Annotated in this window: 20 protein-coding genes and 1 pseudogene; 6 read left to right on the forward strand and 15 right to left on the reverse strand. The window is 72.6% G+C overall.

Annotated elements, in window-relative coordinates:
• From KPL57_RS63710 to KPL57_RS63735, 6 genes are all read right to left on the reverse strand, one after another.
• On the reverse strand, positions 1-194 hold a 194-nt coding region (locus tag KPL57_RS63710), incomplete at its 3' end, for an MlaD family protein (RefSeq protein WP_374203988.1).
• Positions 191-1,642, reverse strand: a complete 1,452-nt coding sequence (locus tag KPL57_RS63715) for an MCE family protein (RefSeq protein WP_226359269.1) — start codon at positions 1,640-1,642, stop codon at positions 191-193. The genes KPL57_RS63715 and KPL57_RS63710, both read right to left, overlap by 4 nt.
• On the reverse strand, positions 1,639-2,481 hold the full coding sequence (locus KPL57_RS63720; protein WP_020622221.1) for an ABC transporter permease: 843 nt from the start codon (positions 2,479-2,481) through the stop codon (positions 1,639-1,641). Before KPL57_RS63720 ends, KPL57_RS63715 begins: the two co-directional genes overlap by 4 nt.
• Positions 2,481-3,254: an ABC transporter permease gene (locus KPL57_RS63725; protein ID WP_020622220.1), complete on the reverse strand. Its 774-nt coding sequence runs from the start codon at positions 3,252-3,254 to the stop codon at positions 2,481-2,483. Before KPL57_RS63725 ends, KPL57_RS63720 begins: the two co-directional genes overlap by 1 nt.
• Positions 3,251-4,363 (reverse strand): ABC transporter ATP-binding protein, encoded by a 1,113-nt coding sequence (locus tag KPL57_RS63730; RefSeq protein ID WP_226359270.1) that lies wholly within the window; start codon positions 4,361-4,363, stop codon positions 3,251-3,253. The genes KPL57_RS63725 and KPL57_RS63730 overlap by 4 nt, the downstream gene beginning before the upstream one ends.
• 308 nt (positions 4,364-4,671) lie before the next feature.
• Complete coding sequence (locus KPL57_RS63735) at positions 4,672-5,250, reverse strand: TetR/AcrR family transcriptional regulator (protein WP_020625179.1); 579 nt, start codon at positions 5,248-5,250, stop codon at positions 4,672-4,674.
• A 404-nt stretch (positions 5,251-5,654) separates the two neighbouring features.
• Between KPL57_RS63735 and KPL57_RS63740 the strand changes: the two genes are divergently transcribed.
• Genes KPL57_RS63740 through KPL57_RS63755 form a run of 4 tightly spaced genes read left to right on the forward strand, consistent with a single transcriptional unit; the run spans position 5,655 to position 9,169 of the window.
• The gene (locus tag KPL57_RS63740; RefSeq protein ID WP_226359271.1) at positions 5,655-6,071 is read left to right on the forward strand and encodes an SCP2 sterol-binding domain-containing protein; all 417 of its coding nucleotides are present in this window, start codon (positions 5,655-5,657) and stop codon (positions 6,069-6,071) included.
• Positions 6,068-6,847 carry a coniferyl-alcohol dehydrogenase gene (locus KPL57_RS63745; protein ID WP_226359272.1) on the forward strand — a complete coding sequence of 260 codons (780 nt, stop codon included), beginning with the start codon at positions 6,068-6,070 and terminating at the stop codon, positions 6,845-6,847. The genes KPL57_RS63740 and KPL57_RS63745 overlap by 4 nt, the downstream gene beginning before the upstream one ends.
• Positions 6,848-6,884: 37 nt before the next feature.
• The gene (locus KPL57_RS71570) at positions 6,885-8,156 is read left to right on the forward strand and encodes a cytochrome P450 (protein ID WP_226359273.1); all 1,272 of its coding nucleotides are present in this window, start codon (positions 6,885-6,887) and stop codon (positions 8,154-8,156) included.
• A complete protein-coding gene (locus KPL57_RS63755; protein WP_226359274.1) occupies positions 8,153-9,169 on the forward strand; it encodes an LLM class F420-dependent oxidoreductase in 1,017 nt (338 codons plus the stop codon). The genes KPL57_RS71570 and KPL57_RS63755 overlap by 4 nt, the downstream gene beginning before the upstream one ends.
• Before the next feature lie 48 nt (positions 9,170-9,217).
• On the opposite strand, the gene KPL57_RS63760 is transcribed toward KPL57_RS63755, so the two are convergent.
• From KPL57_RS63760 to KPL57_RS63800, 9 genes are all read right to left on the reverse strand, one after another.
• Positions 9,218-9,595 carry a hypothetical protein gene (locus KPL57_RS63760; protein ID WP_075310120.1) on the reverse strand — a complete coding sequence of 126 codons (378 nt, stop codon included), beginning with the start codon at positions 9,593-9,595 and terminating at the stop codon, positions 9,218-9,220.
• Positions 9,589-9,993, reverse strand: a complete 405-nt coding sequence (locus KPL57_RS63765; RefSeq protein ID WP_226359275.1) for an AtzH-like domain-containing protein — start codon at positions 9,991-9,993, stop codon at positions 9,589-9,591. The genes KPL57_RS63760 and KPL57_RS63765 overlap by 7 nt, the downstream gene beginning before the upstream one ends.
• Positions 9,990-11,657, reverse strand: a complete 1,668-nt coding sequence (locus KPL57_RS63770; protein ID WP_226359276.1) for a regulator — start codon at positions 11,655-11,657, stop codon at positions 9,990-9,992. The genes KPL57_RS63765 and KPL57_RS63770 overlap by 4 nt, the downstream gene beginning before the upstream one ends.
• On the reverse strand, positions 11,654-12,331 hold the full coding sequence (locus KPL57_RS63775; protein WP_226359277.1) for a cysteine hydrolase family protein: 678 nt from the start codon (positions 12,329-12,331) through the stop codon (positions 11,654-11,656). The genes KPL57_RS63770 and KPL57_RS63775 overlap by 4 nt, the downstream gene beginning before the upstream one ends.
• A complete protein-coding gene (locus KPL57_RS63780) occupies positions 12,328-13,083 on the reverse strand; it encodes a cysteine hydrolase family protein (protein ID WP_226359278.1) in 756 nt (251 codons plus the stop codon). Before KPL57_RS63780 ends, KPL57_RS63775 begins: the two co-directional genes overlap by 4 nt.
• A 59-nt stretch (positions 13,084-13,142) precedes the next feature.
• On the reverse strand, positions 13,143-14,501 hold the full coding sequence (locus KPL57_RS63785; RefSeq protein WP_226359279.1) for an allophanate hydrolase: 1,359 nt from the start codon (positions 14,499-14,501) through the stop codon (positions 13,143-13,145).
• A 65-nt stretch (positions 14,502-14,566) separates the two neighbouring features.
• Positions 14,567-15,250, reverse strand: coding sequence for a GntR family transcriptional regulator (locus tag KPL57_RS63790; RefSeq protein ID WP_226359280.1), 684 nt, complete (start codon positions 15,248-15,250; stop codon positions 14,567-14,569).
• A gap of 85 nt (positions 15,251-15,335) precedes the next feature.
• A complete protein-coding gene (locus KPL57_RS63795; protein ID WP_043277598.1) occupies positions 15,336-16,442 on the reverse strand; it encodes an NDMA-dependent alcohol dehydrogenase in 1,107 nt (368 codons plus the stop codon).
• An 82-nt stretch (positions 16,443-16,524) separates the two neighbouring features.
• Positions 16,525-17,748, reverse strand: coding sequence for a sensor histidine kinase KdpD (locus tag KPL57_RS63800; protein ID WP_226359281.1), 1,224 nt, complete (start codon positions 17,746-17,748; stop codon positions 16,525-16,527).
• A gap of 321 nt (positions 17,749-18,069) precedes the next feature.
• On the opposite strand from KPL57_RS63800, the pseudogene KPL57_RS69010 reads away from it, so the two are divergent.
• Both KPL57_RS69010 and KPL57_RS63810 read left to right on the forward strand, forming a co-directional pair.
• Positions 18,070-18,156 (forward strand): annotated as a pseudogene (locus KPL57_RS69010) (DNA-binding response regulator); the annotation flags it as partial.
• 89 nt (positions 18,157-18,245) lie between these two features.
• Positions 18,246-18,530 carry a helix-turn-helix transcriptional regulator gene (locus KPL57_RS63810; protein ID WP_226359282.1) on the forward strand — a complete coding sequence of 95 codons (285 nt, stop codon included), beginning with the start codon at positions 18,246-18,248 and terminating at the stop codon, positions 18,528-18,530.
• Positions 18,531-18,602: the final 72 nt, after the last annotated feature.

Here is an 18,602-nt window from a genome sequence, read left to right on the forward strand (position 1 = left end):
CCGACGACGACGCCGGCGATGCGGACATCGTCGCCGGCCAGCAGGCCGGTCGCGTCGGTGAACCGGGCGGTGTACTCGGTGACCTGGCCACCGCGGGCGTTCGCGATGGTCAGGCCGAGCATCGTGGTGCCCAGCGCCGTGATCAGCGCGAAGACCAGGAACTTGACCAGCGCCGAGATCGGGAGCCTGCTCACGTCAGCGTCACCTCCGTGCCGCGCAGGAGCGGGCCGACCAGGGTCGCGCTCCAGGCCGGGACGGCCTGCGGGGAACCGCCCTGGTGGGCGGCCAGCAGCTGGGCGACGACCTGCTGCTCACCGGTGGAGTTCGCGACGCCCATGTCGACCGAGCCGCTCTGGTGCGCCCCGTCGTAGGACGACGGCTGGATGCCGGCCTGGCCGAGCGCGCTGGTCAGCGGGGGCAGCACGCCCGCACCGTTCTGCGCGCTCTGGTCCTGGATCAGACCGAAGCTGTTCGTGCCGTCGTAGGTGCCGAAGGTGTCGGTCCCGAAGTCCTCGGGGTTGCCCATCGGCTGCCCGGCCGGGGCCGGGCCGGGGACGGAGCCGTCGCGGAACGGGCCGTCCGGCGGGTACTGGGTGCCGGCCGGCGACGGGATCGGGTAGCAGCGCGGCCCGCGGTCGTCGCCGTAGCGGGGCTCGTCCTGGTTGGGCAGGTACTTGCCCTTGCTCGAGACGATCTCGAGGGTGATGTTGATGCCCACCCGGTCGGTGCCCGGCCGGATCGCGTCGTTGATCTTCGGGATCAGCTCGACGAGCTGGCGGGTCAGGCAGGGGAACTCGGGCGAGTAGCGCTCGAGCGTCTCCAGCGTCGGCCGGCTGGCCGCCGACAGCCCGATGATGTTCTCGCCGTTCGCGTCGAGGAAGGCCCGCAGGTCGTCCGACGCGCCGGTGATGGAGCGGTAGAGGTTCCGCAGCCCCTCGCGCTTCTCGACGATCGTGCGGCTGGTGACCGTCAGGTTGTCGAGCGCGTCGAGCAGGTCCGGCGCCGCCTGGTTCAGGTTGTCGGAGAACGTCGCCAGCTGGCGGATGTCCTCCTGCAGGTCGGGCACGGCCGGGTTGAGGCCCTCGACCAGCGTGTTGAGCTGGGTGAGGGTCTCGCCGAGCTGGTTGCCGCGGCCCTGCAGCGCCTGGGACAGCGCGCCGAGGGTGGTCGCGAGGTCCTGCGGGCGGACGGTCTGGAGCAGCGGCAGGAGATCGTCGAGCACCCGCTCGACCTCCAGAGCGGCCTGGCTGCGGTCCTCGGGGATGACGTCACCCGCGGCGAGGCGGGTGGTCGAGGGCGCGGCCGGCGGGACGAGCGAGACGAACTTCTCGCCGAACAGCGTCTTCGGCAGCAGCTGCGCGGTGACGTTCTCCGGGATCTCGTCGAGGTACTGCGGGTCCATCGACATGTCGATGCTGGTGGCCGTGCCGTCCGAGACGACCTTGTCGACCTGCCCCACGATCAGACCGTTGATCTTGACGTCGGAGCGCTCCTGCATCTGGGTGCCGACCCGCGCGACGTTGAGCGTGACCGGGACGCCGGAGGAGAACACCCCGGCGTACTGGGCGACGGCGAGGCCGAGCAGGACGACGATGACCGTGACGAAGGCCAGGCCCTGCAGCACGCGCTTGGTGGACCTCATCCGGCCACCCGCACCGAGGTGGAGGTGCCGAACATGACCAGGGTGAGGAAGAAGTCGAGCACCGCGGTGCTGACGATCGACAGCCGCACCGCCCGGCCCACCGCGACGCCGACGCCGGCCGGGCCGCCCTTGGCGGAGTAGCCGTAGTGGCAGTGGATCAGGATGATCACCGTCGCGAACACGATCACTTTGAGATACGACAGCAGTACGTCACTGACCGGCAGGAACAGGTCGAAGTAGTGGTCGTACGTGCCACCCGGCAGACCGTTGAGCAGCGTCACGTTGATCCGCGACGCGGCGTAGCTGGCGAGCAGGCCGAGCGTGTAGATCGGGATGATCGCGACGATGCCGGCGACCACCCGGGTGGTGACCAGGTAGGGCACCGAGGGCACGGCCATGACCTCGAGGGCGTCGATCTCCTCGGAGATCCGCATCGCGCCGAGCTGGGCGGTGAACCCCGCGCCGAGGGTCGCGGTCAGCGCCGAGGCGGCGACCAGCGGGGCGATCGAGCGGGTGTTGAAGTAGGCGGTGATGAAGCCGGTCAGCGCCTCGACGCCGAGGGCGTCCAGGGCCCGGAAGCCCTGCAGGCCGACCAGCGAGCCGACGAACAGCGACAGCGACGCCATGACACCGACGGTGCCGAGGATGACGATCAGCGCGCCGGACCCGAAGGAGACCTCGGCGAGCAGCCGGGCGACCTCCTTCTTGTAGCGGGTCAGCGTCTTCGGGATCCAGAGGATGGACCGGATGTAGAGCGAGAGCTGGTCGCCCAGCTCCTCCAGCTGGTTGAGCGGCGCCTGGGCGGCCCGGCGGGTCCGCGCTCCGAGTCGGGTAACCATCAGAAGCCCTTCGGCGGGACGAGCTCGAGGTACAGGGCGGTGAGCACGAGGTTGATGAGGAAGACGAGGACGAAGGAGATGACGACGGCCTGGTTCACCGCGTCACCGACCCCCTTCGCACCGGGCGGCGGGTTCAGCCCGCGGAACGCGGCGACGACGCCGGCGACGATGCCGAACAGGAACGCCTTCAGCTCGGACACGACGATGTCGCTGACCTGCGCGATCGCCGAGAAGCTGGAGATGTAGGCGCCGGGCGAGCCGCCCTGGATGATGACGTTGAAGAAGTACCCGCCCGCGACGCCGACGCAGGTCGCGAGGCCGTTCAGGACGACCGCGGTGATGCCCATGGCGAGCACCCGCGGGACGACGAGGCGCTGGATCGGCGAGATGCCGAGCACCTCCATCGCCGCGATCTCCTCGCGGATGGTCCGCGCACCGAGGTCGGCGCATACGGCGGAGCCGCCGGCGCCGGAGATCAGCAGCGCGGTGACGATCGGTGCGGCCTGCTGGACGATCGCGAGGACCGCGCCGGCGCCGGTCTGGGACTGGGCGCCGAACTGGCGGGTCAGCTCACCGAGCAGCAGCGCGATCGTCGCGCCGAAGGGGATGGTGAACAGCGCGGTCGGCAGCGCGGAGACCTTGGTGACGAACCAGGTCTGCTCGACGAGCTCGCGCCACTGGAACGGCCGGCGCAGTCCCTGGCGGCCGATCTCGGCGAACAGTCCGAAGAACTTGCCGACCGGGGTGAGCGCCCGGGTGACGGGACTGGTCATCGGTCACCGCCGGAGAGCTGGTGCCGGCCACGGGGGTCGGGGGTGTCGTCGGTGATCCGCGGGTGGATGTCGGTCGGGTGCTCGTCGCGGGCCTCGGAGATCGTGCTCCCGTCCTGAGCGGGGCGGGCGAACCGGGAGGTCGCGTCGGTCTCGGCGTGCTGCTCGCGGATCGCGTCCTGCGCCGACTGCGGCAGCTCGTGCAGCATCGCCTCGACGCGCTCCCGGCGACGGTGCACCGCCTTCCGGTCCGGCATCCCCGTCGAGGCCACCAGCTGCGGCTTCATCGGCGGACGACCCTCCAGCTCACCCGCCTCCTCCATCTCCCGGGCAGCCTGCGCAGCGTCCTTCTCCTCCGACATCCCGATCGGACCCTCACGACGCCCGTTCAGGAACTGCGCCACCACCGGCTCGTCCGAGGTCAACAACACCTCCCGCGGACCGAACATCGCCAGATGCTTGCGATACAGCAGACCGATGTTGTCCGGCACCGTCTGCGCCGAGTTGATGTCATGGGTCACGATCAGGAACGTCGAATCCGTCATCGCGTTCAAATCGATGATCAACTGGTTCAGGTACGCCGTCCGCACCGGATCCAGACCCGAGTCCGGCTCATCGAACAAAATGATCTTCGGATCCAGCACCAACGCCCGCGCCAACCCCGCACGCTTGCGCATACCACCCGAGATCTCCCTCGGCAGCTTCCCCTCCGCACCCACCAGACCGACCATGTCGATCTTCTCCATGACGATGTCCCGGATCGCCGACTCCGACTTGCGCGTGTGCTCCCGCAACGGGAACGCGATGTTGTCGAACAGGTTCATCGACCCGAACAACGCACCGTCCTGGAACAGCACCCCGAACAGCTTCCGGATCTCGTACAGCTCGGACTCCGAGCACTTGCACAGATCCACACCCTCGATGACGATCGATCCCCGCTCGGGCTTCAGCAGCCCGATCAGCGACTTCAGGAACACCGACTTGCCGGTACCCGACGGCCCGAGCAACACCGACACCTCGCCCGCGGGCAGGGTCAGGCTCACGTCCGACCAGATGTTGGCCCGACCGAAGGACTTCGTCAGTCCCTCGACCTTCACCTCGACACCGGTCACGTGTCGCCTCCTCGCGCAATAGACCGACGAACCGCACCGGGGCCCGGGAACACTGGGGAGCGGGGGCCAGTCGTCGGTGCTGAACGGCACAACGAGTCTGCGCGTCAGGGGTTACTTGCGGGTCGGCGGGGTCGCCGATCAGTGACCGTACCGTAGTCTACGTTACGGTTACCGAGGGTTACAGATCACCGCAGATTGTTGCGGACCGTGGGTAACAGTGCTCCCGGTCGGGTAGCAGGGCTGGTCCGAACAGCCTGAATGGGCGCGGTCGGCCGGTTCGGCCACCACCGCCCCACCCGCACAGAGGATCACCCGATCGGCGGCGTCACGTGCGGGGCGTACGACAGGATGAGGCGCTGGTAGTCGTCGAACAGGGCACGCAGGAGATCGCGGTCGCGGGGGTCGCAGGTCTGCTGGTACCCGGCCATCAGCGAGATGCCGAAGACGGCGAGCCTGCGGGCGTCGTCCGGGTCGGGCACCACCTCGGCCACCACCTGTTCAAGCGCGATCCTGCGCTGCACGTCCACGCGCGCCTGGGCACGACCGACCTCCGGGTCGATCTGGGCCCACGCCCGGATCGCGGCCTCGGCGTCGTGTCGCAGGGCCACCGTGAGCTGCTTGACCACGTCGATCCGCTCGACCGGGTCCGCGGTCGCCCGGGCCAGCTCGACGATCCGGTCGGTCTGCTCGGCCTCCCAGTAGCGCAGCAGCCCGCGGACGAAGCCCGCCCAGCCGCCGAAGTGGTGGTAGAACGATCCGCTGGTCACGCCGAGGGACCGGCACAGCGGGCCGATCTTCAGCCCGGCCGCGCCCTCGCGCGCGAGGATCGACATCGCGGCGTCGTAGTACTGCTCGGCAGCGATCTGCCGACCCGTCCTCCTGGCCACCCCGCCCCCTCTCCACCACCCGTGCCGACCCACCAGGGTGCCACGCCGGACGCGCGTCCGATCAGGAGATCCTGCGCGGCGGGCGTCCGGTCCGCGCGTCACGCGTCGGGCGGACGGAACCCGGAGCAGGGCCGGACCGGCCGACCCGGCGCTGCCCGCCGGGGCCGGACGGCGTCGGTCCCGAACAACCGTGGCGGGCGGCGGAGCGGCTGCGCCCCACTCCCCCGGAAGGCCGCGGGACACCGGCACGGGGACCGTCGGGGCGTCGACCACCGTCGTCGACACGTCCACGGCCACGTCCACGCCGACCTCCGCGTCCTCCGAGTCGGGGTACTTCCCCAGTAACGTAATCTACGTTACGTTCCGGTGGCAACGACGCACACTCACGACGACGTGGAGGAACCGTGCCCGGATTCACCGACGAGGACGAGCTGTACCGCTACATCGGCGGCATCTTCGAGACCGCGCTGGCGGACCCGGAGCTGTCGCCGAAGCTCCGCAGCACCGGCCTGGTCCTGCGTCAGCAGTGCACCGACCCGGACTCCGCGCTGATCATCGACCTGCCCGGGGCCAAGGTCTGGAAGGGCTCCGACGCCGGCGCCCCCGAGCCGCAGGCCACGATGACCATGTCCACCGAGACCGCGAACGCCTACTGGCAGGGCACGGTCAACCTGACCTTCGCCATGGCCAAGGGCAAGGTGAAGGTCGATGGCACGGTCACCAAGCTCCTGCAGCTCGCGCCGTTGTCCAAGCGCCTGTTCCCCACCTACGTCGAACGTCTCAAGGCCGACGGCCGCGAGGACCTCCTGGTCACCAAGTGAGCCGCCGGGTACTGGTGACCGGTGCCGCGTCCGGGATCGGCGCCGAGGTCGCGCGCCGGTTCGTCGATGCCGGCGACGAGGTCGTCTCGCTGGACCTGAAGGACACCCCCGTCGACGTCGCGCGGCACGTGCACTGCGACCTGTCCGACGTCGCGTCGATCGACTCCGCCGTCGCCGCGCTCGACGGGGAGTTCGACGCCCTGTGCAACGTGGCGGGAGTGCCCGGCACCGCGCCGGCCGAGCTCGTGCTGCGGGTGAACCTGCTCGGGCTCCGTCACCTGACCGAGTCGGTCGTCGAACGGATCCGCCCGGGTGGCGCGATCGTGAACGTCGCCTCCATCGCCGGCTACGGCTGGGCCGACCGGCTGGCGGCGCTGCGCGAGCTGCTCGCCACCGACACCGTCGACGAGGGGCTCGCCTGGTTCGCGGCGCACCCGCAGGCGGGCAACGCCTACAACTTCTCCAAGGAGGCCCTGATCGTCTACACGATGCTCATGGCCCCCGTGTTCGGCGAGAACGGGGTGCGGATGAACGCCGTCTGCCCCGGCCCGGTCGAGACCCCCATCCTCGGCGACTTCGAGGAGTCGATGGGCAAGGAGAACCTCGACGCGCTCGCCGCGTTCCTCGGCAGGCACGCCACCCCCGCCGACATCGCCGGCCCGGTCCTGTTCCTGGCCGGTCCGGAGTCCGCCTGGATCAACGGACACGCGCTCGTCGCCGACGGCGGCATCAGCGGTGCCGTGTTGACGGGCATGATCCCCCCACCCGAGATCTGATCCGGTTCCGACGACGCAACCGCGAGGAGGCAATCCCGTGACCACCACGGAGAAGCGCCCGTACGACCCGCTCGACATCTCCACCCAGGCGTTCTGGGCCCAGACCCCCGATGCCCGCGAGGAGCGGTTCGCCGAGCTGCGCCGCGAGCGCCCGCTGTCCTGGCACCCGCCGGCCGAGACCGACCTGCTGCCCGACCCCGACGCCCCCGGGTTCTGGGCACTGGTCACCCACGCCGACATCCAGGCCGTCAGCCGCGACGCCGAGACCTTCGCCTCCGGCCAGCAGTACGGCGGCGTGATGCTGGAGGACGTGCCCGAGGACATGCTGGAGGCCGCGCACTCCATCCTCGCGATGGACGCACCGCGCCACCACCGTCAGCGCAAGGTCATCAGCTCGGTGTTCACCCCGCGCCGGGTCCGTCAGATCGAGGAGCAGATCGCCGAGCAGGCCCGGCTCATCGTCGACGACCTGCTCGCCGGTGACGGCTCGGCGGACTTCGTGACCGCGGTCGCGGCGCGGCTGCCGATGTGGACGATCTCGCAGATGATCGGCATCCCGCCGGAGAGGCGGCAGGAGGTCGCCGACGCCGCCAACGCCATGGTCGGCTGGAACGACCCGGACTACATCGGCGACGGCGACCCGATGGCGGTGCTGCTCAACGGGCTGATGACGCTGCACACCGCGTCGTTCGAGCTGTCCGCGCTGCGCCGCGAGGCCCCCGCCGACGACCTGATGACCGCCCTGGTGCAGGCCGAGGTCGACGGTGACGCGCTCACCGACGAGGAGATCGCGGCGTTCTTCGTGCTGCTGTGCGTCGCGGGCAACGACACCACCCGGCAGACCTCCAGCCACGCCATCCTCGCGCTGGACCGCAACCCGGACCAGAAGCGGCTGCTGACCGAGGAGTTCGACGACCGGATCAAGCCCGCCGTCGAGGAGTTCGTCCGCTGGGCCAGCCCGGTGCTGACCTTCCGGCGCACCGCGACCCGCGACACCGAGATCCGCGGGCAGCGGATCGCCGAGGGCGAGCGGGTCGTGCTCTTCTACCACTCCGGCAACCGCGACGAGTCCGTCTTCACCGACCCGCACGTCTTCGACATCACCCGCGCCGAGAACCCGCACGTCGGCTTCGGCGGCGGCCCGCACTTCTGCCTGGGCCACCACCTGGCCAAGACCCAGCTGCGCGCGCTGTTCCACCAGCTCCTCAACCGGGTCCCGGACCTGTCGGTGGGCGAGCCGGAGTTCCTGACCGGGAACTTCATCAACGGCATCAAGCGGCTACCGGTGACGTTCGGGACGGCGTCGTGAAGCTCGGCCTGGCGCTGGGCTACTGGGGCGCCGGGCCGCCGCCCCGAACGGTGGAGAAGGTCGACGCCGCCGAGGACCTCGGCTTCGACTCGATGTGGACGGCCGAGGCGTACCGCTCTGACGCGTTCACCCCGCTGTCCTGGCTCGGCTCCCGCACCACGCGGATGCGCCTGGGCACCTCGGTCGTGCAGATGTCCGCGCGCACCCCGACCGCGACGGCGATGGCCGCCATGACGCTGGACCACCTCTCCGGCGGCCGGATGGTGCTGGGCATCGGCGCGTCCGGGCCACAGGTCGTCGAGGGCTGGTACGGGCAGCCGTACCCGAAGCCGCTCGCGCGCACCCGGGAGTACGTCCGGATCCTGCGCGCCGCGATCGCGCGGGAGAAGGTGCTCTCCGACGGCCCGCACCACCCGATCCCGTACCCGGGCGGCACCGGGCTGGGCAAGCCGCTGCGCTCGACGCTGCACCCGTACCGGACCGACCTGCCGATCCTGCTCGCCGCCGAGGGCCCGAAGAACGTCGCGCTCGCCGCCGAGATCGCCGACGGCTGGCAGCCGCTGTTCTACGCACCCCGGAACGACGCGCAGTACCGCGAGTCCCTCGACGCCGGGTTCGCCGCCCGCGGCGGGCGCCCGGACGGCTTCGAGGTCGTCTGCATGGTGCAGGTCGTCGTCGACGACGACGTCGAGGCAGCCGCGGACCGGATCCGCCCGTTCCTCGCGCTCTACGTCGGCGGGATGGGCGCCAGGGGCGCGAACTTCCACTACGAGGTCTTCGCCCGCATGGGCTACGAGCAGGAGTGCGCCCGCATCCAGGAGCTCTACCTCGCCGGCGACAAGGACGCGGCCGCGAAGGCCGTCCCGACCTCGATGGTCGAGCAGGTGGCACTCATCGGTCCGACGGCGAAGATCGCCGAGGAGCTGCCGGTGTTCCGCGACTCGCTGATCACGACGATGGTCGTGGACGGTGCACCCGACCACCTGCGCACGATCCGCGACCTGGTCGGCTGAAGCCCCGGGGCCGTCCCACCCGCAGGGATGCGGTGGGACGGCCCCGGATCACCGTGCGGCGAGGTAGGCGGGCCAGCTGCCGTGTTCTGTGACGTCCCGGGCCCCGGGCGTCGCCGTCGTGCAGACGATCCCGGCGACCGGATCGCCGTCGTCGAGCAGGACCCGGCCCGGCGCGAGCGGCGCGGGCAGCACCAGGCCCGCGGCGGCCGCGGCGGGCAGGTCGAACACCTCCACCTCGATCGCCGCACCGCCCGCGCCGACCCGGAGCAGCCCGCCGCGCGGGACGTCGCCGTCGAGGGCGAGCAACCGGTACTCCGGCGCGGTCACCCGCACCGCCCGGAACCGGGCCCCGAGGGCGAGCAGCTCGTGGTGCAGCGGCTGGCCCCGCCGGTGCGCGGCGACGACCGCGAACCCCCCGGTCAGCACGGCACCTCCGAGACGTGTGCTGCCACGATCCGCCAGGCGCCGCCGAGCCGCGCCCAGGTCTGGGTCTGCCGGCCCTCCCGCGCGCCGTCCGGGTAGCCGAACCGTGTGCTGACGACGGCCGCGTCGCTCCCGAGGGCGAGGACCGTCGTGCCGGACAGCATCCGCCCGGCCGGGACCCCGGGGTTCGCCCGGCGCCACGCGGCGATCTGGGCGCCGCCCTGCTGGCGGTCGGCGACGCCGTAGCGGACGCACCGGTCGTCGTCCCAGAACAGCTCGGTGAGGACGGCGACGTCGGCGTCGCGCAGCGCCCGCTCGTACCGGTCGAACGCAGCCCGCACCTGCGCGACGACGTCGGGCCGGTCCAGCTCGTCGGCCGTGGTGACCGTGCCGCGGGTCATGCCGTGGCCGGGCGGGGTCCGCCGACGGCGTCGGGGCCCTCGGTCGTGGCCGGGGCCGCGGCCGGCCGAGCCGGCTGCGGCTCCGCCGGGGCGACCGGCGCGGCGGGCTCCGGCGCGACGGCATTCCGGGCGGTGGCGCCACGTCGGGTGCCCCACCCGAACGCGGCCAGCACGATCGCCGCGAACAGGTAGCCGAGCGCGATCTGCCCGCCCACGTTCCAGCCGACGGCCTCGGCGTGCATCAGCCCGACGAACCCGAGCACCGCCCCGGCGGCGGAGTAGGCGGCCGCGGCGAAGAAGTTCTTGTCGATGACGAACGCGGTGATCGAGCCGAGCACCAGACCCGCGAGGATCGCGCCACCGCCGAGCAGCACGGTGCCGTGGTAGACCAGCCCGGCCCCGGCGAGGGCCTCCTCGCCCACCCGGGCCGCGGTCGTCCCCGCGGCCGACAACGCGTTGTTCATCAGCCCGGTGGCCCAGGCCGCGATGTTCGGGACGATCGCGATGACGACGGCGACGGCGTGGCGGCGCGGGGTCTCCTGGAACGCCTGGGCCCCGATCAGCAGGCCGATGTAGAGCAGGATCGGCACGATCGCCGGGGTCGGCAGCAGCGCTCCGAGCAGCGAGAACAGCCCGAGGAAGCACATCAGCGAGATGAACACCCCGGACGCCAGCGAGTACGTCGTCCGGCCGCCGGCTGCCTTCCAACCCGGGTGTCCGATGTAGACAGCGGGCGGGAACGGGCAGCCCATCGCGGCACCGACGACCGCGCCGGCGCCGTCCGCGGCGAGCACCGCGCGCATGTTGTACTCGTCGCCCGCGACGGCCGCGGACTCGATGTTCGTCATGCCCTCGGTGAAGTTGTAGATGCCCAGCGGGATCGCCGTGGCGAGCAGCGGGGCGACGTCGGCGAGCCCGGCACCGAGCCGGGCCAGGTCGACGGTCGGGAGGCTGATCGCGACGTCGCCGGCGGCGGAGACGACGTCGGGCACCGACATGTACCCGCCGACCCAGCCGATCGCGGTGCCGACGAGCAGCGCTGCCAGCCCCACCGGGATGTTCCCGGGCAGCTTCAGGTCGGTGAAGAACCCGATCAGGATGATCACCATGACCGGCAGCGCGATCCACAGGGCCTCGAACATCTGCGCGGCCGGTCGCATCGAGATGAACGCGATCGAGACGCCGGCGAGCGTGCCGAGCATCGCGGCCTGCGGGGTGAACCGCCGGATCCACGGCCCGACGAACGCGCCGAGCAGCACGATCAGCCCGATGATGAACGACCAGGCGAGACCGGCCGCCCAGGCGGTGAGCGGGTTCCCGGTGGCCAGCGCGATCGGCAGCATGATCACGAAGACGACGATGAACATGTGCGGCACGGACGGGCCGTAGGGCATGGCGCAGACGTCCGTGCGGCCCTCGCGGTGCGCCAGTCGGCGGGCGAGGTAGGTGTAGTAGACGTTGCCGATCAGCAGCTGGACGCCGAGCGCCGGGAGGATCACCCCGAACACCTCGGCGCCGGGGATGTTCACCACCCCGATGCACAGCCCGGTCAGGGTCAGCACGTTGACCAGCGTGTTGAACCCGAGCCCGAAGAACGCGTTGGTGTCCCCCGCGACCCACCAGGAGAGCCTCATCGGCTGGGGTGCGGTATCCGTCGTGGTCATGCCACGGCCTCCCTGGTCAGTGCGGTGAGCAGTGCGGACGAGGGCGCGACCCAGCCGAAGATGCCGCCCTGGGCGGTCACCATCTCCAGTGCGACGCGGTGGAACTCGGGGAAGTAGGAGCCGGTGCAGTCCGAGAGCACGAGGCACTCGTAGCCGCGGTCGTTGGCCTCCCGGACGGTCGTGTGCACGCAGACCTCGGTGGTCACGCCGGCCACGATCAGGCTGGTGATGCCGCGGGACCGCAGCTCGGCGCCGAAGGTGGTGCCGTGGAACGAGCCCTTGCCGGGTTTGTCGATCACGAGCTCGCCGGGCTCGGGCGTCAGCTCGTCGATGATGTCGTGGCCGTACTCGCCGCGGACCAGGATGCGGCCCTTGGGCCCCGGGTCGCCGATGCGCAGGCTCGGCTCGCCGCGGTTGAGCTTGGCGGGCGGGCAGTCGCTGAGGTCCGGGACGTGGCCCTCGCGGGTGTGGATCACGGTCATGCCCAGCGCGCGGACGGTGCGCAGTACCTCCTGCAGCGGCGGGATGACGCTGCGCAGCAACGACACGTCGTTGCCCAGGGTCTCGCCGAATCCCCCGGGCTCGCAGAAGTCCCGCTGCATGTCGATGATCAGCAGGGCGGTGGTCGCGGGGTCGGAGGTGAAGGTGCCGGGGTCGGCGTCGACCGAGATCACGAGTCACTCCAGGTGGTCGCCTCGACGACGGCGTCGGACGACCCGACGGCGCCGAACACCCCGCCCTGCATGGTCACCATGTGCAGGGCGGCGTCGTGGTTGGCGGGGTCGGTGGCGCCGGTGCAGTCGGCGAGGATCAGGCACTCGTAGCCGCGGTCGTTCGCCTCGCGCATGGTGGTGTGCACGCAGACGTCGGTGGTGATGCCGGTCAGCAGGATGTGGGTGATCCCGTTGGAGCGGAGGACCAGGTCGAGCTGCGTGGCGTAGAACGCGCCCTTGCCGGGCTTGTCGATCAGCACCTCGCCGGGCACCGGGGCGACCTCCGGCACGATCTCCCAGCCGGGTTCGCCGCGGACGAGGATCCGCCCGGCCGGTCCGGGGCTGCCGATCTCCGCCCCGATCCGCCGCGACCGCCAGCGCTTGTTCGCGGGCAGGTCGGACAGGTCCGCGGCGTGTCCCTCCCGGGTGTGGACGACGAGCATCCCGGTCTCGCGGGCGTGCGCCAGCAGCCGGGCGGTCGGGGCGAGGCCCTGTCGGGTGAGCCCGATGTCGTAGCCCATCCGGTCGACGTAGCCGCCGGGCCCACAGAAGTCGACCTGCCAGTCGATGCAGATCAGCGCGGTGCGGGCGGCGGGGACGGTGCCGTCGTAGGGCCAGGGGTAGGGACGGGCCGCGACCGGCCCGATGGCGGCGGTGCGGGTCGCGGCGTCGAGTGCGGGGTCGGGTGCGGTGTCGAGTGCGTCGGTCGTCATGGCGCCTCCGGTTCCGGTGGTCGGTGCGGGCAGAGGGGACGGGCACGGTGCGGGCGGTCTCATCGCGGCGGCCCGAGCAGCGCGGCCGCGGCGTGCAGCAGCCGGGCCTCGGAGAAGGCGGGGCCGAGCAGGGTGACCCCGAACGGCCGCCCGTCGTCGGTGGTCCCGGCGGGCACCGCGACGGCGGCGAGGTCCAGCAGGTTGGTGGCCTGGGTGTAGCGGCCCAGGACGAGGTTGCGCACGACCGGCTCGGCGGCCAGCTCCGCCCGGGTGAACGTCGTCGGCACGGTCGGGAGCAGCAGGACGTCCGCGGTCGCGAACAGCCGGGCGACCTCGGCGCGCAGCTCCTGCAGCCGGTACCGGGCGCGGAACGCCTCGACGGCGGAGAACCGGGCACCCGCCTCGATCACCGCGCGGGTCACCGGCAGCACGGCGTCGCGGTGGGTGTCGAGGACGCCGGCGAGGACGGCGAGCCGTTCGGCCACCCACGGCCCGCCGTAGAGCAGGTCCCCGGCCTCGCGCAGGGCCGCGGTGGGTGTGCCGACGGTGCCCGCGGCCCGGGCGGCGACGGTCGCCGCGACCCGGGCGAAGGCGTCGGCGATCCCGGTGTCGGCCGTCCCGTCACCGCGGTCGAGATCCAGGTCCTCCGGCAGCGCGACGACGACCGGGCCGGCGCCGGGGGCCTCCGGCGGGGCGGCCCGGGACCACGGGTCGTCCGGGTCCGGCCCGGCCAGCACCGCGAGCACCTCGGCGGCCCCGGCGAGGTCGCGGGTGAACACGCTGACGCAGTCCAGCGACCGGCAGGCGGGCAGCATCCCGGCCGTGCCCACGAGGCCGCGGGTGGGCTTGAGCCCGACGACGCCGTTCAGCGCGGCGGGCACCCGCCCGGACCCGGCGGTGTCGGTGCCCAGCGCGACCGGCACCAATCCGGCCGCGACAGCGACGGCGCTCCCCGAGCTGGACCCGCCGGAGATCAGGTCGCCGCCGAAGACGCTCTCCGGCGCCCCGTAGGGCGAGCGGCCCCCGTTCAGACCGGTGGCGAACTGGTCCAGGTTGGTCTTCCCGACGACGATCGCGCCCGCCGCGCGCAGCCGCCGGACCGCGGTGGCGTCGGCGTCGGGGGTGCGGGTGAACGCCGGGCAGGCGGCGGTGGTGGGGAGCCCGACGGCGTCGATGTTGTCCTTCACCGCCACCGGCACGCCCCACAGCGGGTGGCCGGCCGGGTCGAGTCCCTCCAGCTCACGGGCCCGCCGGTGCAGCTCGTCGACCGGGGTGCGGGAGATCCAGACGTGGTCGTCGCCGCGGGCGTCGATCCTGGCGGTCAGCTCCGCGACGACGTCCGCGGGTCGGAGGGCGCCGGAGGCGTAGCCGGCACGGAGGCCGGACACCGTCGCCGAGGGGCTGGACAGCAGCTGCATTCCGTCGATTGTCGACAGTTTGGTGTCACCTCAAGGTGTCCGAGGTAACAGCTGCGTGACGTCTGCTACTGCTCGTGCAGCTCGGGGCCGAGGTAGGCGCGGCCCCCGTGGTGGGCCAGCGCGTCGAGCACAGCCGCCCGGTCCCCGGCCACGACCGCCTCGTACAGCCGACGGTGCCGTCGCGCCCCCTCGGCCGGGGAGCGCTGCTCGGCCTCGCGACGCATGTTGGTCGCCATGTACAGCTGCAGCTGCAGGATGACCGGCTCGAAGACCCGGACGAGGTGCCGGTGCCCGGCCAGTCCGACCAGGGCCAGGTGGAACTCGCGGTGCGCCTCGGCGCGGTCGACCGCGCCGTCGTCGGCCGCGGCGCGTTCGATCCGTTCGGTGGCCCGCTGGAGGCGGGCGAGCCGGGCCGGGTCCCGGCGCCCGCTCCCGGCGAACATCTCGTCCACGGCGAACCGCTCCAGCGCGTCGCGCAGCCCGAACAGCTCGGTCATGTCCCGGGCCGAGAGTTCGCAGACCCGGACCCCGCGCCGCGGGAGGTGCTCGACGAGGCCCTGCTCGCCGAGCTGACGCAGCGCCTCGCGCACCGGCGCCCGGCTGATGCCGAACCGGCGGGTCAGCTGCTCCTCGACCAGGCGCTCCCCCGGCGCGAACACACCCCGCAGGATGTCCCGGCGGATCCGGTCGAGCGCCAGCTCCACCAGGCTCGGGGAACCGAGCTCCTCGAGCGGGGCCTCCGAGCTCACCGGGGCGACTCCTGGGACGACGGGACGGGAGGGTGACCCCACCAGCCTGTCAGATCCGGGTCGGTGCGAGTCGCCCCGGTCGTGCTCAGTACCGGATGAGCCCGCGGATGTTGCGCCCGGAGCGCATGTCCTCGTAGCCCTCGTTGACCTGGTCGAGGGTGTACTCCTTGGTGATCAGCTCACGCAGCTTGAGCTGTCCCAGGTTGTGCATCTCCAGCAGCCGCGGGATGTCGAACTGCGCCGCGGAGCTGCCGAACAGCGCGCCGCGGATCTGCTTCTCGTAGAGCGTGAGGTCGAGCAGCGACAGCGACGCCGTCTCCTCCTCGGCCCGGGCCAGCGCGGTGACGACGACCCGGCCGCGCTTGCCGACCAGCTGCAGCGCGGGCTGCAGGTCCTCACCCATCGCGACGCCGGTGCACAGGATCGCCGCCTCGGCCATCTGCCCGCGGGTCACCTCGCTGACGATCTCCCAGGCCTCGTCGATGCTCGCGGCGACGTGCGTGGCGCCCAGCTCGCGGGAGCGTTCCCGCTTGTGCTCGACCGGGTCGACGGCCACGACGTACCGGCACCCGGCCGCGCGGGCGCCCTGCACCGCGTTCGCGCCGATGCCGCCGATGCCGACGACGACGGCGGTGTCCCCGGCCCGCAGGTCCGCGGTGCGGACCGAGGAGCCGAAGCCGGTGGTGACACCGCAGCCGACCAGCGCCGCCAGGTCGAGCGGGAAGCCCTCGTCGATCTTCACGGCGGACTTCACCGGGACGACGGTGTGCCGGGCGAACGTGCCGAGCAGACACATCTGGCCCAGGTCCTCGCCGCGGGCGTGGAACCGGTAGGTGCCGTCGAGCTGCGGGCCGAGGGTGGCTCCGGCGCCGTCGTTGCAGAGGTTCGGCTGGCCCTTGGAGCAGTACGGGCAGCGCCCGCAGGAGGGCAGGAAGGTCATCACGACCGGGTCGCCGACCTCGAGCTCGGTGACACCCGGGCCGACCTCGATGACCCGGCCGGCGCCCTCGTGGCCGCCGACCATCGGCAGGACCGCGGGCAGGTCACCGGTCACGAGGTGTTCGTCGGAGTGGCACAGCCCCGACGCGGTCAGCTCGACCATCACCTCGCCGGCGTTCGGGGAGTCGAGCTCGACCTCCTCGATCTCCCACTTGCCACCGGGTTCCCACAGCACCGCTGCCGTCGTACGCATGGTGGTGGATCCTGGTCGCGCCGAGACCTCCGGCACACCCGTCGTCCGCGCCAGCGCTGGCCCCCGGGTGCCAGGCCGGCCCTCAGGCGCCGGCGAGCGGCAGGGTGAGACGGGCGACGAGGCCGCCGCCCTCACGCGGGAGCAGGCTCAGCTCACCGTCCATCGCGGACGCGAGCGCCTCGGCGATCCACAGGCCCAGCCCGGCCGTGCCGCGGCGCTCCCCCAGCGCGACGCCCTTGGCCGTCACGACGCCCTCCTGGCCCGCGGGCAGGCCGGGACCGCGGTCCCGGACCTCGGCGGTGAGCACGGCGCCGGCGTGCGACAGGTGCAGCTCCACGACCTCGTCGCCGGAGTGCCGGGCGGCGTTCTCGGCCAGGTTGGTGAGCATCCGGCGCAGCCGCTGCGGGTCGCAGTGGACCGCGGCCCCGGCCGGCTCGACGACCGGGTGTCGCCGGTGGGCGGCGATCCCGGCGGCGTCGAGCACGGCGTCGGCGAGCTCGACGAGCGCGACGCGGCGGGGTCGGTCGCGCCCGAGCGGGCTGCCGTCGGCGACGGCCAGGTCGGCCAGCCCGTCGAGCATGTCCTGGAGGTGGGCGGCGTGGTCGGCGAGCAGCCGCGACGCACGCCGGGCCGCGTCACCGTCGAGCCTGCCCGCCGCGAGGTCCGACGACAGCGCGGTCAGCGAGGCGACCGGGGTCCGGAACTCGTGCAGCACGACGCGGGCACCGTCGAGCCGGGCCCGGCTCTGGGACACGATCCGGTCCCGCAGCGCACGCTCGGACAGGTAGCGCTCGTGTTCGTTCTCCGCGCGGGCCCGGGTGGTCGCGATGTCGGCCAGCTGGTGTTCCAGCAGCCGCACCTGCACCCGGTGAGCACGGCGGTCGCGAACAGGAAGCCGGTCCACCACAGTCCGGCCAGGAGCGCGTCGGCGACGGCGACGCGCGGCCCGGACCCGAGCAGGACCGCGACGGTGTAGCCGGCACCGAGCCGAGCGCGGCGAACCGCGCGACGCGCGGCCCCCCGCGCAACGCGATCGCGATGACGACCAGCGGCAGCGCCCCACCATCGGACTCGCGACGCCGCCGGTGAACCCGCAGGCGAGCACGCTGAGCACGCCGTCGAGCCCGGTCAACACGGCCGGGGGCACCGGCAGCCGCCCCCGCACCAGCGAGACGACGCCGAGCACCGCCGCGTACACCGTGCTCAGCCCGACCAGCACCGCGGCGACGACCGGCCGCTCGCCGGTCAGGTCCGGGCGGCTCACGACCAGGCCCACGGCGGCGAGCACCACGCAGAGCCGCAGCACGACGGCCTGGCGTTCTCCCGGGTGCGTTCGGGGAGCTCACCGGGGTGCGCGGTCACGGTCGGGACCTCTCGGACGGGGACGCGGGTCGGGGCCACATTAGGCTCGGGGCATGCCGCCCGCGCCGACAGCGCCGCACGTCGTCGTCATCGTCGACGACCACGCCCTGTTCGCGCAGGGGCTCGCCCTGCTGCTGGAGTCCCGCGCCGGGGACACCTTCCGGGTCGCGGGCTCCACCACGGCCGGGGAGGAGGCCGTCGCGCTGGTCGGGCGGCACGGGCCGGGATCGCGATCGTCGACCTCGCGCTGCCGCCGCTGGGCGGGGTGGAGACGATCCGCCGGATCAAGGCCGCCTACCCCGCCACCCGGGTGCTGGCGCTGTCGGGCACCGAGGACCTGGACCTGGCCGCGGCCGCGATGCGCGCCGGCGCCGACGGCTACCTGGGCAAGTCCGCCGACCCAGAGGTGCTGTCGCCCCGCTGCTGTCGATCGCTGCCGGGGTGCGGGTGCTGCGCGCGGAGCTGCTCGACGCGCTGCTCGTCGCGGCCGACCGCACCGCCGACGGCCTGCTCGACCGGCTCGGTGAGCGCGACATCGAGCTGTGGACGCTGCTGGCCCGGGGCCTGGAGACCGCCGACATCGCGCGCCCGATGCTGGTCAGCGAGCGCACCGCCAAGCGCATGATCGCCTCGCTGCTGCACAAGCTGGGCGCGGCCAACCGGATCGAGGCGGCCGCGCTCGCCGGGCGCTGCGGACTGCTCGACGAGCACCCGGCCGGGCGCTGAGGGGCGGCACGGCCCGGGCGGGCCACCCTGGCCCGGTGATCGGCTGCGCGCCCGGACCACACCGGACACACT

It is taken from the genome of Pseudonocardia sp. ICBG601 (genome assembly GCF_020496245.1).

Excerpts from the sequence above, each read along its gene's own strand:
- KPL57_RS63715 (WP_226359269.1), bottom strand. The coding sequence starts at position 1,642 with ATGAGGTCCACCAAGCGCGTGCTGCAGGGCCTGGCCTTCGTCACGGTC.
- KPL57_RS63720 (WP_020622221.1), bottom strand. The coding sequence starts at position 2,481 with ATGGTTACCCGACTCGGAGCGCGGACCCGCCGGGCCGCCCAGGCGCCG.
- KPL57_RS63725 (WP_020622220.1), bottom strand. The coding sequence starts at position 3,254 with ATGACCAGTCCCGTCACCCGGGCGCTCACCCCGGTCGGCAAGTTCTTC.
- KPL57_RS63765 (WP_226359275.1), bottom strand. The coding sequence starts at position 9,993 with ATGACCCGCGGCACGGTCACCACGGCCGACGAGCTGGACCGGCCCGAC.
- KPL57_RS63770 (WP_226359276.1), bottom strand. The coding sequence starts at position 11,657 with ATGACCACGACGGATACCGCACCCCAGCCGATGAGGCTCTCCTGGTGG.
- KPL57_RS63780 (WP_226359278.1), bottom strand. The coding sequence starts at position 13,083 with ATGACGACCGACGCACTCGACACCGCACCCGACCCCGCACTCGACGCC.
- KPL57_RS63785 (WP_226359279.1), bottom strand. The coding sequence starts at position 14,501 with ATGCAGCTGCTGTCCAGCCCCTCGGCGACGGTGTCCGGCCTCCGTGCC.
- KPL57_RS63795 (WP_043277598.1), bottom strand. The coding sequence starts at position 16,442 with ATGCGTACGACGGCAGCGGTGCTGTGGGAACCCGGTGGCAAGTGGGAG.